Below are 16,291 nucleotides of genomic sequence, written 5' to 3' on the forward strand. Positions count from 1 at the left end.
GGGTCGATCTCCAGCTCGCGGACGTCCAGAATGGGCACCGGCTCGCCATCCACCAGCAGCAGCTTCTGCCCGACGGGTGCGGCGGCCGCCTCGTCCCAGTCCGTCACCCGCCCCAGCCGCACCTCGCCGTCCGCGTGGCGCCACGAGAGCGGCGAGAGCGCCGGGATCAGCACCTCGCCCATCTCCGCGCCCGGGTAGCCGTCGGCCGCCTGCACCCGGGCCGGGGCCCAGAGCAGGTCGCGCAGCCGCGATGGGGCTTCTACCCGCACCGCCGCGAGCTGCGCAAAGGGGATCCACGTGTACTGCCCCGCCGCGAACAGCTCCAGCCGCGCACCCAGCCGCGGGTCCGCGTCGGTGATGGACGAGAACGGCCGCCCGTTCAGGCGCCCCGCCACGGGGCGGCCGTCCTCCGCCGGCGGGGGGCTGCCGGAGGCGAACAGCTCCTGGCGGGTGCGCTCGGCGTGCAGGGCGCTGCGGTACAGCAGCGCGCCCAGCTCCGCCTCGCGGCTGCCGCGCGCCACCACGTCCAGCTGCTTCTCCGCCCGGTCGTACTGCCCGGCGAAGCACAGCAGCTCGAAGAGGAAGGTGCGCGCCCGGACGTCGCCCGGGTCGTCGCGAAGCTCCGCCCCCAGCGCCTCGATGGCCTCGTCCAGACGGCCCTCGTCCAGCAGCGCGCGGGCGCTCGCGGCCGCCGCGGGCATGTCAGGGCGTCACCGTCTGCAGGTTCCAGCTCGCCACCACCGGCGCGCCGGTGGCGCCCGCGTCGGACTGCGGCGTGTACGTGACCGTCACCTTGCCGAAGGTGATCCCCAGCGACTCCGTGGGCCGGTCGTCGCCACCCGTGCTGCCGCTCCACTGGATGTTGTCCACGTACACCTTTTCGAACTCGTAGACCAGGTAGTCCACCGGCGCGTCGCCGCCCGCCTTGCGCAGAGTGACCTTGGCCTTGGGAAAGTGCTTGCCGGCGCAGCAGGCCTGGAACAGCGGCGGACTGGCCGTGTCGGTGGCCTTGAGGCAGTTGAACGACGAGACGGTCGCCTTGCCCGCGCCGCCGCCGGAGCCCATGGAGCCCACCGTGGTGGTGTTGCTCGCGCCCCAGCTGAAGCTGAGCAGCTCGATGTGCTTCTCGAAGCCGGACCGGGTGGACTCGCCGTCCACGCCTTCGATCTTGAGGAATGCGTCGAATGCCATGGTTCGTGTGCCTCTGGAAGGGTTGAGGTGCCCGGCGCGCGTCCGCGCCCCGGGCGGGGTGGGGCGCTCAGGCCGCCGGCGCCGGAAGGTCGGCCACCAGCCGCATCGACACGCTCAGCTCGTCCAGCTGGAAGTGGGGGCGCAGGAACGCCACGGCGCGGTACGCCCCCGGCTTGCCCGGGATCTCCACCACGTCGATGCGCGCGTCGCGCAGCGGCCGCTTGGACTTCACCTCGGCCGAGGCGTCGTCGTTGGCCACCACGTAGTTGCTGATCCAGCGGTTCAGGAACGTCTCCGCCTGGCTGCGCGAGGTGTAGCCGCCGATCTTGTCGCGCATCATGCTCTTGAGGTAGTGCGCGAAACGCGAGACGGCGAAGATGTAGGGGAGCTGCGCGCTGATGCGCGCGTTGCCCGTGGCGGCGTCGCTGTCGTAGACGCGGGGCTTCTGCGCGGACTGCACGCTGAAGAAGGCCGCCTTGGGGGTCCCCTTGCAGTGCACCAGCGGCGCGAACCCCAGGTCGGCCAGCTCCTTCTCCCGCCGGTCGGTGATGGAGCACTCGGTGGGGCACTTCATGGCCACGTCGCCCGCGTCGGTCTTGAAGGTGTGGACCGGCAGCCCCTCCACCAGCCCGCCGCTCTCCACCCCGCGGATGGTGGCGCACCAGCCGTAGGTGCCGAACGCCTGCGTCACCCGCGCGCCCAGCGCCCAGGCCGCGTTGCCCCACAGGTAGCGGCCGTGCTCGGTGCCGTCCACGCCCTCGTCGTAGTCGAACGCGTCCACCGGCACGCCGTTGCGGCCGTAGGGGTCGCGCAGCAGCATGCGCGGCAGGGTGAGCGCCACGTAGCGCGAGTCCTCGCTCTCGCGGAACGCCTTCCACAGCGCGTACTCGGTGGTGTCGAAGATCTTGGCCAGGTCGCGCGGGGCGTCCAGCTGGGTGTAGCTCTCCAGGTTGAACATGTTGCTGGAGGCGCCGGTGATGAACGGCGCGTGCGCCGCCGCGGCCACCTGCGACACCTTGCTCAGCAGCTCGATGTCCTGCCCGTCGCGGCCGAACTCGTAGTCGCCCAGCAGCGCGGCGAAGGGAGCGCCGCCGAAGACGCCGTACTCCTCCTCGTAGACCTTTTTGAAGAGGGCGCTCTGGTCGAACTCCGGCGCCTTGCGCAGGTCCGTGAGCAGCTCCTTCTTGGAGGCGTTGAGCACCTTGATCTTGAGGTTCGCCCCCGTCTCGCTCTGCGACAGCAGGTACTTCAGCCCTCGCCAGGTAGCCTCCAGCCGCTGGAACTCCGGGTGGTGCATGATCTCGCGGAGCTGGGCCGAGAGCAGCGCGTCGATCTGCGCGATGCGGGCGTTCAGCATGGCCTCGGTGTCGGGGCCCACGGCCATGGTGCCGTCCAGCACCTCTTCCACGAACCGCTTCACCAGGTCGCGGCCGCGCGCCTGCGCCGGCCCGGCGGGGCCGAAGCGCCCCTCGCGGACGATGGTGTCCAGGATCCCCTGGTGCTCGGCGGCCTCCTCCGCGGCGGCCGCGGGGCGGGCTCCCTGCAGCTCAGTTGACATCGGCGGCCTCCTGCGGCTCCAGCTCGTGCTTCAGGCGGCCCAGCGCCTCCTGGTCGTGCAGGGTGGCCTGGAGGATCTCCTCGAGCTTGTCGTTGCCCTGCAGGCTGCCGCGGAGGTCTGAGAGCTGGCGGCGCAGCTCCACCAGCCTGCGCAGCGGCTCCACCTGCTCCGCCACGCGGTCCGGCGCGAAGTCGTCCAGCGACTGGAAGTGCAGGTCCACCCCCACGCGGCCGTCCTGGTCGCTGAGGCGGTTGTCCACCTTGAACGAAAGGTGCGGCTGCATGCGCCGCAGCACGTCGTCGAAGTTGTCCGGGGTGACCTCCACGAACTTGCGGTCCTTGAGGCGCGCCAGCGGCTCCGTGGGGTGGCCGGTGAAGTCGCCCAGGACGCCCATCACGAACGGCAGCTCCTTCATCTCGATGGCGCCGCCCACCTCTACGTCGTAGCTGATGTGTACGCGAGGCGCGCGGACGCGTCCCAGCTTTGCGTGGATGCCCTCTGCCATCGTCCGCTCCTGTGTGATGGTGCGCGTGGGGGGAGAGAAGGCCGGCGCGGGAGGTGTCGGGCCGGGCGGCCGGTGCGCCGTTGAAGTGCCCGCCGGTCAGGATACGAACGGGCAGGTGAGGCCACATGGGCAGATCTGCCCATTCTCCGCGCCCGGTGCCGGCGATGTTCGCTTCCCGCGGCGGTCCGCGGCCGACACCGGATGGTGCGGAACCGGCCGTGTACGCCCGGCCCGCCGCGGTGCAACGGTCCGCAGGTTACCGCCGGCTCAGACCCGTCGCATGGGCAGTTATGCCCATTTCGGCGTGGGCCCGCGGACGCCCATCTCGCCCCGCATCTCACGGCCTCCAGCGGCTCCGCGCCTCCGCCGGCCGCGGGCATCCTCGCCCGTTCGAGCGTATATGGCCGTCGGGGGCACGCCGAGCGCCGCCCCGTCGCGCTCGGCGGGGCGGCAGTAGCGGTGGGAGAGTCAGCGCGCTTCCGCGGCGCGGCGCCCCACGCGCAGCACGTGGGCGGCCACCTCGCCGCGGGAGCGTACGCCCAGCTTCTGGCGCAGGTGCTCCGTGTGGTGGCGCGCGGTGTGGAGGGAGATGCAGAGCCGCGTTGCGATCTCCGCGTCGGAAAGGCCGAGCGTGACCAGGCGTGCCACGCGTGCCTCCCGCGCCGTCAGGCTGTAGCGGGCCCGCAGCACCTCCGCGGGAAGGAACTCGGCGCCGGCGGGCTCCAGCGCCACCAGCAGCAGCGCGGCGCGCGGCTCCACGTCCGCGCGAACCATGCTGCCGCGGAGGAGGTAGCTTCCCTCCGAGGTGTCGAAGTCGCGCATCGCCAGCTCCTCCATCGCCTCCTGGTGGCGATGGCCGCGGCGTGCGAGCGCGCCCAGCGACTCCACGAAGCGGCGGATCTCGCGGCGGATGTCCTCCGCGTCGGGTTGCTCGGCGAGGATGCCCAGCAGCGTGGCGTTGGCGTGAACGGGGCGCTCGTCCAGGTCCACGAAGACCACGCCGTCGCGCAGCAGGTCCAGCGCGCGGGCCAGCAGTCCGTTCGGCGGGGCAACGGTTCCCTGGAGGGGAGAGGCCTGGTTTCCCAGGCGCAGAGACGAGAGGGGTGGCGGCGCAATCGGCGCGTACATGTGGCACTCCCGAATCGAAGATGAAAATACCAACCTGTATTGTGGGTCATTGACGACTGCGCCGTGTGGGTCTCCTCCAGTGGGAAGGGTTAATCAGGAGATCGAAAAACCGTAAGACGAAAATCAGAACGGGTGTTTCCGGACGTAAATGATCCTCAAATGCGCTCGCAAAGCAGACTTCAAAGTCTGAAACCCATCTGTCGATCAGCCGGGAACGGGAGATGCCCTGATGTGGAAGAGTAGGACCGCGGCTCCCATTTTTCCGCCGGACCGGCTGGCGCAGGCAGGTTTGGTGCCCGGTTAGAGGCACAGCGCCGACCGCTCCGTACGGGACTCTGCGCCCGCGCAAAGCCGGACCGCCGGCGCGAGGCAACCTCCCTCGTATCGGCTATTTATGACCTGGCCGGCCGGGCACGGCGGTGCAGGCGCGCGACGCCCGTTGTGCGCGATGGAAAACGTCGTCATAAGTCCTTGCTGTCCCAGTGGGGCACGCGCGCCCCGGCATCCGTGCCCCAAAAGAGACGCCGAATGCATCGGCCTTTACAACATCCGGACGCGCGTTTGCGGGAGAGACGCTCCCGCCTCGAGCGCGCTGGCATAGGAACACCTTCGAACGTACCCTGCACTCCGTGCTGGCGTCCTCGCTCCCGACGCGGAACGTCCTCGCCGCCGCACCATGCCCGGCAGCCGCGCCGGGCGTGGTTTTCTCTCCTTCGAGATGACCCAGTTCTCCGCACCGCAAATCGGTATCTTGCACGCAGGCAGGTTCCCTCCCCGCCATTCTACATCCCTCCCCCCGTGCGACGGTCTACTCTCCTGCTGCTCATCTTCTTGGGGCTCTCCGGGACTTTCGCACTGATTTCTTCGCGCGCCAGCAGCTTCCCGGCCGAAGTGCTGGGCGTGCTGCATACGTTGTCGGACGACGGTCCGGCGCCGATGGAAGCGTTCGCCATCGTCCGGCCTCTACGGCTCGCCGCTCGTACCTGCCGGCGGCGAGGGTGGAGCGCCCGGCCAGTTGCGCATCCGCCAGAGTCTTGCGTCCAGCTCCTCGTCCGAGACTTCGTTGGGTGCATCCGGCATCAGCATCCGGTCGGCCCGCCGAAGTGAGACGGCCCCTCTGCTCCCCACGACCACGTAGTCGAGCACCACGATCCCGAGAACGGCGCCGGCGAGCTCCATCTGGTGCGCCAGCTCGACGTCCACCTCGCTCAGGGCGGTGGGCCCTGACACCTCGTTGCGCGCCAGGACCACCGCGAACGCATTCGCGGCGAGCGCCGCCTTGAACACCGAGGTCGGGGGGCAGTGTACGAAATTGACCTCACCCACCGCCGCGACGTGTGCACCCGTCACGCGATACTGCGAGTCGAGATAGAAGGCGATGAAGTAGACCCGGTCCGGCTTGCCCGCGACCCGGCGGAACAGGTGGGTGATCTGCGAGGGGTTGTTCGCATACCGGGTACGTGAAGTGACGGAGCCGGTGCGGACCAGCTCAAGACGATAGACGGAGACCTCGTACCCATCCGCGTTCATTCCACCCGTGCCGCCGGTTTCCACACCATTCATCTGCATTCCTCGCCCGTTTGGATGTGCTCTTGGTTTCAGTTGAGATATGACTTCGGAGACCGTGCGGCGGCTCGTGCCTGTGCCCGCGCCTTTGCAAGCTCATCCCTGAACGGTAGCGCGATGGTCGCGTGCGCACCCTTCTCCTTGACCTCAGCCGGCGTGGTCTTCACGACGGCCTTGAATGCGTGCCGCAGACTCGCGTCGGAAGCGTAGCCGCATGCGCGGGCGACTGCGGCAACGGATCGGCGGTTGCCCTCGCAGAGCATATCCGCGGCAAGCAGAAGCCGCATCCAGACGAAGATCCGACGAGGCTGCGGAAGCCCCGACTTGAGGCACCAGCGTAATAGCGTTCGTTCCGTGAGCTGGAGCCTCTCCGCGAGGTCGGTTGTTTGTCCACCATCGGACACCACCTCGGCCGCGGCGGTGATCAATGCCCGCGCCCGCATCGGAAGCGAGCGGGGCAGTGCGCGCTTCAGGACGACCCGGATGCGATGGTGGCGCACTGCCGCGAACCTGTGGAGGATCCCCGATGAGGTCAGCTCTTCACCGAGGTCGAGTGCATCGGCTACGCCCCACTGATGAAGGCACCGAAGGTCGCTGATCCGGTCAGGGATCACCTCGAATGCCACCACAACTGGCGAAGAAGGGCACTGCGCCAGCATTCGGAACAACTGCTCAGACAACGCACCCGGAGGTGTAGCCGCAAGGTACGGGTTCACCACGACTACGCTGTTCGGCGCGCATCGCTTCAGCGCCTCCCGAAGGGTTGTCCAATCCGCCACAACGCGCAGCCGACACGTTGGGCCGAGGTTGCGCCGGAGCGCGGCCTCCACCTCCGGCGCATCGTGCAGCAAATAGAGCGTGGGGATTTCGGATTGCATGAGTTGTCCGAAAAAATGATAATTCGGTGGGCCATACGGGCCGCTAGGCGATCATTCCCCCGTTCTACCGGAGCACCAACATGAGAAACGTCACCGTAGCGCTCGTGCTTCTCGCCCTGGCTGGCTGCTCAAATTCACCGACGGACACTCCCGCACGGAGCCGCATCATCCCTTCGAAGCCATCCCTTGAAGGCGGCGGGTATATGGGAAGCGGCCTCGCCGTGAAGCCGCCTCCGTCAGACTCAACCACCAGTTCCGCGCGCGAGCCAACCACCCTCAGCACGAGCGAGCCAGACTGAGCACGGGAGTGGTCCCGAGAGTCTGAACGAATTCGTTCGCGAGCTGTTCAGCGCGATCCTTGACGTTGAGGCTCTCGACCGCTCCGGCTCGATCGAGTCGGCTCTCGGCCCTGGCCGCGTCCAGTTCTGCCTCTGCTTGCATGCGGAGCTGGGCGAGCCCGTTTTCAGATGCTATCCGGTGGGCATGCCGCGCCCACTTTTCCGCGTCCAGCATGTTCCCGGCGAGCCCCGCACCCTTTGCTAACGCGAGGTATACCTCGCCAGCCCTCGCCTTGCTCACTGGCCGGTTCAAGGCGCGTATGGCTTCGCGACCCTTTCTCTCGTACGTCTTTCCATCCGCAAGCCCCGCTGCCGCCCGAGCGGTATTCGCCGCGATCAGCGCACGGTCCGCTGGTTCCACGAACGAGGATGAGAGAGCAGAGAAAACGGTGAGAGCGCGCGCAAACTGTCCCTGGTTCAACCAGAAGCAGGCAACGTCATGCGCCAGCGCCGGAATTCGCCCGTGAGTGCGGCCGTAGGTCTCGAATGCAAGGGCCGCGAGCTCATTGGCTTCTTTCACCCTCCCCGTCTCTGCTGCGATTACGAAGAGATCATGGTAAGCAAAGCCCGTATAGCTCTTCACACGCCTGCGCAGGCTCGTCTTGAGGCCGCGCATTGCGAGTGCTTTCGCCGCCGGATAGTTGCCGGTCCTCATGTACAAGCCCGCAAGGACCAGATAGGCGAGCGTGTATGTCTCCCAATCCTTCCCACGTGCCAGCCGGATGGCTTTGCGAAACCATGACTCCGCCCGGGCTGTGTCCCCGCAGTCCCGTGCTTCACGGCCAACTTCACAGGCGAGCCTCGGATCAGTGGAGCTCAGGAGTGCTGCGGCCTGACGGAAGGCGAGACTCGTCGCCTGCCAGCTTTCGCCTTTCGCCCACGTCGCGATCATCTGGCATGCCCGTGCTACCTCTTCCTCTGACCCTGCATCGGGAGCGGTGCGGAGCGCGTCCAGTATCGCAAACGCTCCCGATAGCACGGCGGGGAGACCCGGCACCCCCTCTCTGGTAAGATCGGTCTCCTGATCGCGCTTCATACCGGCGCGCAACTCCGGGTGAAGAATCCATTGCGTCACGAAGCGGATGTGCTGCCAGAGGCGGAGACCGACTGCGTCTGGCAATTCGAGCAGCACTTCAATCGCCTCTACGTGCGCCTCCCCGCGGAGGAGCGGTGGAGCTGCAAGCCAGGGCCGCGTTTGGGACCGGCCGAATGCCTTCTGCGGCTCCAAAGAACTCATCTGCTGATTCCCCGGATGGGCTCTGGATGAGGTGAGCGGAGTAAACTTTCCCTTTACCGCCGCAACCTAAATCGCTCCGCCCTGCGTGAAAAGGCGCGTATGCATCTGCATTGTTTCGGACAGGGCGTGTAGAAGGGGCCCGACCATGGGTGTGGTTGGGGTCAGAGCAACAGCAACACCCCGGCGAGGCTTGTGGGCGCGACAGAAAGCGCACCCGTGCAGCGAACGCGACAGACGGCTTACACAAACCTGGGAATACAAGCCACGGTGAACGGCTTTCCGCTGTTCTTCCTCTCTATCTCCATTGTCTTGGTGTGAGTCACGCGGTTGCCGTTCTCGGCGTGCCCCTCCCCGCGCTACGGCAACCGCCCATCCATCGCGTCGCCTGTGCTAGCCCTCCGCCTTCTCCAACAACCGTTCCAGACGCGGGTCAGATTACCCTGCCGGGGGAGCGCACCGGCAAGCTACACTCCGCGGACACCTGTCCACCCCACCTGTGACCAGCAAGCCGCATGATCCCCGACTCGCTCCCCATCTTTTTCGTCGTGCTGGCGGTGGCGCTAGCGGGGATCGCGGCCTGGGCCGTTGGGCATGTGGCCGGACGGCGCGCGGGGTGGATCGCGGCTGCGGTGCTGGCGGGGTGGCTCGCCGCTACGGGCGCCGCCGCGGCGGCAGGGGCGCTGCGCTTCTGGCCCATCCCTCCCACCATGCTCCTGGTGGTGGCCGGCGGCGCCGGGGGTGCGGTGTGGGCGGCGCGCTCGCGCCTGGGCGCGCGGATGGCGGCGGAGATCCCGCTCTCGCTGCTGGTGGGCGTGCAGGGCTTCCGGCTGCCGCTGGAGCTGATGATGCACCGCGCGGCGGAGGTCGGGCTGATGCCGGTGCAGATGAGCTTTGAGGGGTTGAACTTCGACGTGGTGAGCGGGGCGCTCGCCATCGTGGTGGGCGTGCTGGCGGCGTACGGGCGCGCGCCGCGCGCGCTGGTAGCGGCCTGGGCCGTGCTGGGGAGCTTGCTGCTCGCCAATGTCCTCGTGATCGCGGTCCTCTCCGCTCCCACGCCTCTGCGGATGTTCTGGAACGAGCCGGCGAACGTGTGGATCACCACCTTTCCCTACGTCTGGCTCCCCGCCGTCATGGTACCCGCCGCGATCTTTGGACACCTGCTCGTATTCCGGCGCCTGGCGAGGGATACAGCCGCCGGACGGCACCCCTCGCTCGAGGCGCGCTGAAAGCGGATCGGTTCCGGACCAGGTGCCGCCCCTGAGGGTGATTCGCTTCTACCTTGTACTCATGCCCGCAAGCACGCGGCGAATCTCCGCCGTGTTCTCCGCAGCGGCGGCCACGCCGTGAAAGAGGACGCAGGATACAAGGCCCTGGACGAAAACGGCGATGGCGATCCAGCCCGCCACCGGGTTGGTTCTCGTGGCGGTGTAACCAAAGCCGGTCGGGACTTCGACAGTGCCATACTCGCCGTAGATGAGGAAACCCGCGATTGCTCCGCCGATCAGCCCGAACCAGGCGAATACACGGAGCGCGTTTGCGCTTTCATCGCCGGGAATCGCGGCGACGGCCGGCGTGCTCGATTCCGCGCTGCCTCCTCTGAGCCGGTTCCCGCACGACGTGCAGAGAACGTTGGTGGCGAGGTTTCGGGTCGCGCAGTTCGCGCAAGCGACCATGCTGCTCCCGGTGCTGGCTGCGATCGGTGGCGCAGGGGTGGGGTCCATGCTCTCCTCGCTTGTTCTGGTGAATGGAGCCGGTGTGCTCCCTGAAAACCGTCGCGGCGTGTAGCTCGCTAGTCCGCCGCCGCGAAGCCGCTGTCCGTGATCCGCCTCACGGCTCCGTCCGCCGGGCTCTCGATCTCGTACGAGGTGTAGCGGTCAGCGCCGGGATACCAGCGGTACTCCAACCGGCAGGATGTGAGCGCCATCGGCAGTGCGTGATTGGGATGAAGTGAATCGCCTGCGCGCTCCTGGAGCCAGGCTCGGTGGAGGCGCACGCGAACCCGCACGAAGGTCACGGCGACAGGCAGGCTGCGCCACTTGCGATAAACCTGTCGTCCAGACCGGAAATCCGTATCTTGCACTTTGGTCGGTTCCCTCCCCGCCTTTTCACACCTCCCCAGCGTGCGACGGTCTACTCTCCTGCTGATCGCGGTCCTGGGCCTCTCCGGGACCCTCGCCTTCGGTTCTTCGCGCGCCAGCCAGCTTCCCGGCCGCGTGCTGGGGGTGCTGCGCACCTCGCCTGAAGAAAGCGCAGCGCCGATGGAAGTCATCACCGTCACGTTCGACCGGCCGGTGGCGGGCGGGCTGGACGAGACGGTGGACCCCAAGAGCATCTTCAGCATCGAGCCCTCCGTCCCTGGAAGGGTGGAGTGGCGCGACCCCGTGACGCTGCGCTTCACGCCCGCGGCGCCGCTGCGGCCCGGCGCCGACTTCCGCGTGCGGATCGGCGACAACTTCGCGGCGATGGACGGCGCGCGGCTGTCGAAGCCCTACGAGTTCACCTTTCACGTGGAGCGCGCGCGGGTGCTGGCGGGCGACCCCGTGGGGCCCAACCAGAACCCGCGCTACCTGCCGCCGTCCCCGCTGTTCCGCGTGCTGATGAGCAGCGAGACGGACGCGCAGGCGCTGGCCGCGGCCTCGCGCGTGGAGCCCGCCGCGGAGTGCCGCGCGCCGCCCGTGCCGCTCAGGCTCGTCGCGCAGCGCCCGCGCAACGGCGACGATCCCGAGTGGTTCCGCTACATGGGCGCGACCGGGAACGACACCACCCACGACCTGCGGCGCGTGGTGGAGCTCGCGCCCGTGCGCCCGCTGCCGCCCGGGTGCGACGCCGAGCTGGTGCTTCCCGCCAGCATGGACAGCGTGCGCGGAACGCCCGTGCGTTGGTCGTTCGCCACGTACGGTCCGTTCCGCGTGCTGCACGCCGGCTGCCCGCGCACGGGGAGCTGCCACTACGGGCCCGCGACGGTCGTCTTCTCCACTCCCGTGAAAGGCGCGGACGTGCTGCGCCACGTGCGCCTGGCGCGCAGCGGGGGCGCGAACCGCGCGTTCGTCATCCGCGACACCTCAGAGTATTCCGACCACTGGCGGCTGGAAGGGCGGCTGGAGCCGCGGCAGAGCTACACGATCACGATCGATCCCGCCCTGGCGGACCAGTTCGGCCAGCGCCTCCCCGCCGCGGGGACGAGCACCTTCGCCACGCCGGGCGTGCCGCCGTCCGTGGTCTATCCGCACGGCAAGATGATCGTGGAGCGCGAGGGCTTCCGCACGCTCGCCGTGCAGCACGTGAACGTCGATACGCTGCGCGTGGCCGTGGCCGAGGTGCCGCGTTCGATGGAGAAGGTCTTCCTGAGCCAGGGGTGGGGCCGCTGGGCCGACGCGTGGAGCCGGCTCGCGCCCACCGCCGCGCGCAGCAGCGTGCCCACGCGAGCCGCGCGAGACGTGAGCTCCATCACGGGTGTCCGCCTGCCGGCGCCCGATGCGCGCACGCCGCGGCGGGGCACGCTGCTGGCCGTGCGGGTGCGCGGGCGCGGCGTGGACACGATCGACGACGGCGGCGCGCCCGTGGCGCTGGTGCAGGTCACCGACCTGGCCGTGCACGCGCGCGTCGGCGTGGACCAGGCCGTCGTGTGGGTGACGGGGGTGAGCGATGGGAAGGCGCGCCCGGGCGTGAGCGTGATGCTCCACGACACCGCGGGCGCCGTGCGCGCCACCGGCAGCACCGACGCGCGGGGGATCGCGACGCTGGCGGGCTTCCGCCGGCCCACGGTGCGCGGCGGGCGTGCTTGCAGCGACGAGTGCGACGAGTCGTTCGAGGGCTACGTGTCCGCCGAGGCGGCGGACGACCGCGCGCTGGTGGGGGTGAGCGAGTACGATCCCGACCTTTCGCCCTGGCAGTTCGGCGTGTACAGCGCGTGGGGCGAGGGGCGGACGCCGGCCGCGGGCGCGGTGTTCACGGAGCGCGGCATCTACCGTCCCGGCGAGCCGGTGTACGCCAAGGCCATCGTGCGCCGGGGGCCGCTCGGTGGCCTGGCGCCGCCCGCGCCCGGCGACTCGCTGCGCTGGACGTTCGACGACCGCGAGGGGAAGCCGATGCGGCAGGCGACCGTGGCGCTGAGCGGCTTCGGCACGGCGCACCAAACGATGCGCCTCCCTGCCGAGCTGCCGCTGGGGAGCTACGCGGTGCGCATCGAGATGCGGCGCGAGGGCGAGTGGCGCGAGGTGGGCGCGACGAGCTACCAGGTGGCCGAGTATCGTCCGCCCGAGTTCCTGGTGAGCGTGACGACCGACAGCGCGCCGCGCTTCGCCGGGCAGACGGTGACGGCCACGGTGGGCGCGCGCTACCTCTTCGGCGCGCCGATGGCCCGCGCCCCCGTGCGCTGGACGGCGCGGCAGACGTCGCTGTCGCCATGGGAGATCACCATCCCTGGCACGGAAGGATACCAGATCGGCGAGGAGTCCGGCGGGTTCGACGAGGAGGAGACCGGCGAGCAGACGGTGGGGAGCGGCGTGGACACGCTGGATGCGCGGGGTTACCGCGACCTGCGCGTGAAGGCGCAGCCGCAGCCGGACGGGCGTCCCGCGCGCCTCACCATCCTGGCGGAGGTGGTGGACGCCAACCGGCAGTCGGTGGTGGACGTCGCGTCGGCAGTGCTGCACCCGGCGGATTTCTACCTGGGCGCAAAGGTGCAGGGCGGCGGGTGGTTCTGGACGGCGGGGGCGCCGGTGCGCGTGGACGTCATCGCCGTGCGGCCGGACGGGCGCGGCGTGGGCGGCGTGGCGGTGCGCGGCGCCGTCGTGCGGCGCGAGTGGCACCGCGTGCGGCGCGAGCGGAACGGGGTCGTGGACGAGGTGGGACAGTGGGTGAGCGACACCGTGTCCACGTGCAATCTCACGACCGGCCGCGGGCCGCAGCCCTGCGCCTTCACCCCGCGTGAGGGCGGCGAGTACACCGTCCACTTCGAGGCGGAGGACGCGCAGGGGCGCGAGGTGCGCACCAGCTTCTCGCGCTGGGTGGTGGGCGGCGGGTGGGTGCCCTGGAACGACGAGGGCAAGTTCAAGATGGACATCGTCGCGGACAAGCAGCGCTACTCCGTGGGCGACACGGCCACCATCCTCCTCGCCGCGCCCTTTACCGACGCGGAGGCGTGGGTGACGGTGGAGCGCGAGCGCGTGCTGGAGCAGCGGCGCATCCGCGTCACTTCGGGCACGCAGACGATCCGCATCCCCATCACGGAGGAATTCGCGCCCAACGCGTTCGTCTCCGTGATCCTGGTGCGCGGGCGCACGTCGCGGCCGGGGACGGTGGATGACCCCGGCCGCCCAACGCTGCGCGTGGGCTACGCCGAGCTGACGGTGACGCCCGAGTCCAAGCGCCTGGACGTGCACGTGCAGCCGCTTCAGGCCGAGTACCGCCCCGGCGACACGGCGCGCGTCCGGGTGCGCGTGCGCGACGCGGCCGGGCGCCCGCAGGCTTCGGAAGTAACGCTCTGGGCCGTGGACGAGGGCGTGCTCTCGCTCACCCGCTACACGACGCCGGACCCCATCGATCTCATCTACCAGCCGCGCGGTTTGGGCATGCGGCTGGGGAGCAACCTGGTGTCCGTGGCGCCGCAGGTTCCGGAAGGTCCCAAGGGCTCGCGCAGCCCCGGCGGCGGCGGCGGGCAGGACCTCGCGGGCGTCCTGCGCTCGCGCTTCCGGCCCACGGGTTTCTTTTTGGGCTCGGTGATCACCGGCGCGAACGGCGAGGCGGTCGCATCCGCGCACCTTCCGGACAACGCCACCACTTTCCGGGTGATGGCCGTGGCGGTGACGGCGGGCGATCGATACGGCGCGGGAGACACGTCGCTCGTCGCCACGAAGCCGCTGCTGGCGCGCCCCTCCCTTCCGCGCTTCATCCGCGAGGGCGACGACTTCCTCGCGGGCACGGTGGTGAACCAGCGTTCCGGCGCGCCGCAGCGGGTGATGGTGATGGCGGATGCCACGTCGGTCACGCTCGAAGCCCCGCGGCAGGTCGTGGAGCTCGCCGCGGGGCGAGGCGCGGAAGCGCGCTTCCACTTCACCACGCCCGTGGGGGACAGCGCCACCTTCCGCTTCCGCGTGGAGGGCGGCGGCGAGACGGACGCGGTGCAGGTGACGATCCCCATCCGCCCGGCCAACCGCCCCGTCTTCCACACCGCGTCCGGCATGCTGCGCGACACGGCGACGGTGGAGATGGTGCTTCCCGAAGAGACCGACCCCGTCCGCTCGCGGCTGGAGCTGGGCTTCGGCACCTCGCCGCTCACCCTGGTGCAGGCGTACGCCCGCGCGCTGGCTTCGTATCCGTACGACTGCACGGAGCAGCTCGCCAGCGAAGCCATCTCGCTCATCGCCCTGTACCGGGCGCAGCGTGCGGGCGCTCCGGACGTTGCACCGGCGGACACGCGCCAGCGGATCGAGCGGCTGGTGCGCGCGGTGAGCGCCCGGCAGCGCGAGGACGGCGGCATCGGGCTGTGGAACGCGCGCGGGTGGACGTCGCCGTGGCTGACGGCGTACGTAGGGCGGACGCTGCTGGAGGCGCGCGGCGCCGGCATCAACGTGAGCGACAGCGTGCTGGCGCGGGCGGGGCGTTACGTGGCGCGCGCGCTGCACGACCCAGCCCAGCTCGCGCCCGTGCTGGGCGACCGCGCCCGCGAGACGAGCTGGCTCCTGGCCGAGCGGGTTGCCTCGGCCGATTTCCTGAGCCGCCTGGGCCGCCCCGACGTCCCCGCCGAGAACCAGCTCCTGGGCCAGGCCGCGCGCATGGCGTGGGAAGACCGCCTCGCCCTCGCCGAGATGCTGGCCCGGCGCGGCGCTCGGGAGCCCGCCGGCCGCCTGCTGGACGCGGCGTGGGCGACGGTCACCATCCGCGGCGCGCGCGCGGTGCTCCCCGCGACGGCGTACCGCGAGCGCTTCTACTTCGCATCGCGCGTGCGGCCCGCGGCGCGGCTGCTCTCGGCCACCCTCGCGCTGCAGCCGTCCAACCCCGGCGTGGGCGCGCTGGTCGAATCGATCGTGCAGCAGAGCCGCGCCGAGCGCGACTACCTGTGGACGACGCAGGACTATGCCTGGGCCGTCCTCGCGCTCACCCGCTACCAGCAGCTCGTGCCGCGCGGGGCGCAGGACCGCACCGTGAGGATCGTGCACAACGGGCGCGTGGTGGCGGAGCGCCGCGCGCGCCAGACGGACGGCGGGCTCGACTCGCTGCGCTCGCTGGAGGGCCTGGTCACCACGCGCCCGGATGGCAAAAAGGTCCTGCGCGTCACGCTGCAGGGCGTGGGTGCCGGCGGACCCGTCTTCTACCACCTGGGCGTGCGCGAGCGGGCTGCAAAGCCGTCGTTCACGCCGCGCGACCAGGGGATCGCGGTGGAGCGGTGGTACGAGTCGGTGGATACGCGCCGGCCGTTGACCAGCGTCGCCGAGGGCCAGGTCGTCCGCGTGCGCCTGCGCATCCGTGTGCCCGACGAGCGGGTGATGGTGGTGCTGGACGATCCCCTCCCCGCCGGGCTGGAGGCGGTCGATCTGAGCCTCCGCACCGTCAGCCCCTTTGCGCCCGACGTCCTGGCCCCAGAGCCGGAGCCCGGCGCGGACGCGGGAAGCTGGCTCTTTGGAAGCTGGGACGCGGGGATGTGGTCGCCGTTCGACCACACCGAGATCCGCGACGACCGCGTGGTCTACTTCGCCCGCACGCTGTGGCGCGGCAGCTACAACGCCACCTACCTGGCGCGCGCGACCACGGCCGGCCGCTTCACCATGGCGCCCGCCCACGCCGAGGAGATGTACAACCCCGGCGTCCACGGCCGCAGCGGCGGCGGCACATTCGTCGTCACCACGGCCGCGCCATGAGGTGGAACCGCCCTGCGATCACGCGGCCCCG

General features: G+C 70.0%; 12 protein-coding genes. 2 read left to right on the top strand and 10 right to left on the bottom strand.

Annotated elements, in window-relative coordinates; translation table 11 throughout:
* The 8 genes from VF647_02555 to VF647_02590 all read right to left on the bottom strand — a co-directional run.
* A partial coding sequence (locus VF647_02555) for a type VI secretion system accessory protein TagJ (protein HEX8450947.1) occupies positions 1-701 on the bottom strand: 701 nt, incomplete at its 3' end.
* Between the two features lies 1 nt (position 702).
* Positions 703-1,191, bottom strand: coding sequence for a type VI secretion system tube protein Hcp (locus tag VF647_02560; GenBank protein ID HEX8450948.1), 489 nt, complete (start codon positions 1,189-1,191; stop codon positions 703-705).
* Between the two features lie 67 nt (positions 1,192-1,258).
* Positions 1,259-2,749, bottom strand: a complete 1,491-nt coding sequence (tssC, locus tag VF647_02565; GenBank protein HEX8450949.1) for a type VI secretion system contractile sheath large subunit — start codon at positions 2,747-2,749, stop codon at positions 1,259-1,261.
* The gene (tssB, locus tag VF647_02570) at positions 2,739-3,254 is read right to left on the bottom strand and encodes a type VI secretion system contractile sheath small subunit (GenBank protein HEX8450950.1); all 516 of its coding nucleotides are present in this window, start codon (positions 3,252-3,254) and stop codon (positions 2,739-2,741) included. Before tssB ends, tssC begins: the two co-directional genes overlap by 11 nt.
* Before the next feature lie 468 nt (positions 3,255-3,722).
* Positions 3,723-4,382 (bottom strand): helix-turn-helix transcriptional regulator, encoded by a 660-nt coding sequence (locus tag VF647_02575; protein HEX8450951.1) that lies wholly within the window; start codon positions 4,380-4,382, stop codon positions 3,723-3,725.
* A gap of 963 nt (positions 4,383-5,345) precedes the next feature.
* Positions 5,346-5,945, bottom strand: a complete 600-nt coding sequence (locus tag VF647_02580; protein ID HEX8450952.1) for a JAB domain-containing protein — start codon at positions 5,943-5,945, stop codon at positions 5,346-5,348.
* Between the two features lie 35 nt (positions 5,946-5,980).
* Positions 5,981-6,826, bottom strand: a complete 846-nt coding sequence (locus tag VF647_02585; GenBank protein HEX8450953.1) for a helix-turn-helix domain-containing protein — start codon at positions 6,824-6,826, stop codon at positions 5,981-5,983.
* 276 nt (positions 6,827-7,102) lie between these two features.
* Positions 7,103-8,296 (bottom strand): hypothetical protein, encoded by a 1,194-nt coding sequence (locus VF647_02590; GenBank protein HEX8450954.1) that lies wholly within the window; start codon positions 8,294-8,296, stop codon positions 7,103-7,105.
* Between the two features lie 617 nt (positions 8,297-8,913).
* On the opposite strand from VF647_02590, the gene VF647_02595 reads away from it, so the two are divergent.
* A complete protein-coding gene (locus VF647_02595) occupies positions 8,914-9,627 on the top strand; it encodes a hypothetical protein (GenBank protein ID HEX8450955.1) in 714 nt (237 codons plus the stop codon).
* Positions 9,628-9,675: 48 nt separating this feature from the next.
* Here VF647_02595 and VF647_02600 read toward each other — a convergent pair whose 3' ends face one another.
* Both VF647_02600 and VF647_02605 read right to left on the bottom strand, forming a co-directional pair.
* Positions 9,676-10,122 carry a hypothetical protein gene (locus VF647_02600; GenBank protein ID HEX8450956.1) on the bottom strand — a complete coding sequence of 149 codons (447 nt, stop codon included), beginning with the start codon at positions 10,120-10,122 and terminating at the stop codon, positions 9,676-9,678.
* 68 nt (positions 10,123-10,190) lie between these two features.
* Positions 10,191-10,325, bottom strand: coding sequence for a hypothetical protein (locus VF647_02605; GenBank protein HEX8450957.1), 135 nt, complete (start codon positions 10,323-10,325; stop codon positions 10,191-10,193).
* A 196-nt stretch (positions 10,326-10,521) separates the two neighbouring features.
* On the opposite strand from VF647_02605, the gene VF647_02610 reads away from it, so the two are divergent.
* A complete protein-coding gene (locus tag VF647_02610) occupies positions 10,522-16,260 on the top strand; it encodes an MG2 domain-containing protein (protein HEX8450958.1) in 5,739 nt (1,912 codons plus the stop codon).
* Positions 16,261-16,291: the final 31 nt, after the last annotated feature.

It is taken from the genome of Longimicrobium sp. (genome assembly GCA_036387335.1).
In the GTDB taxonomy this organism is placed as follows: Bacteria; Gemmatimonadota; Gemmatimonadetes; order Longimicrobiales; family Longimicrobiaceae; genus Longimicrobium.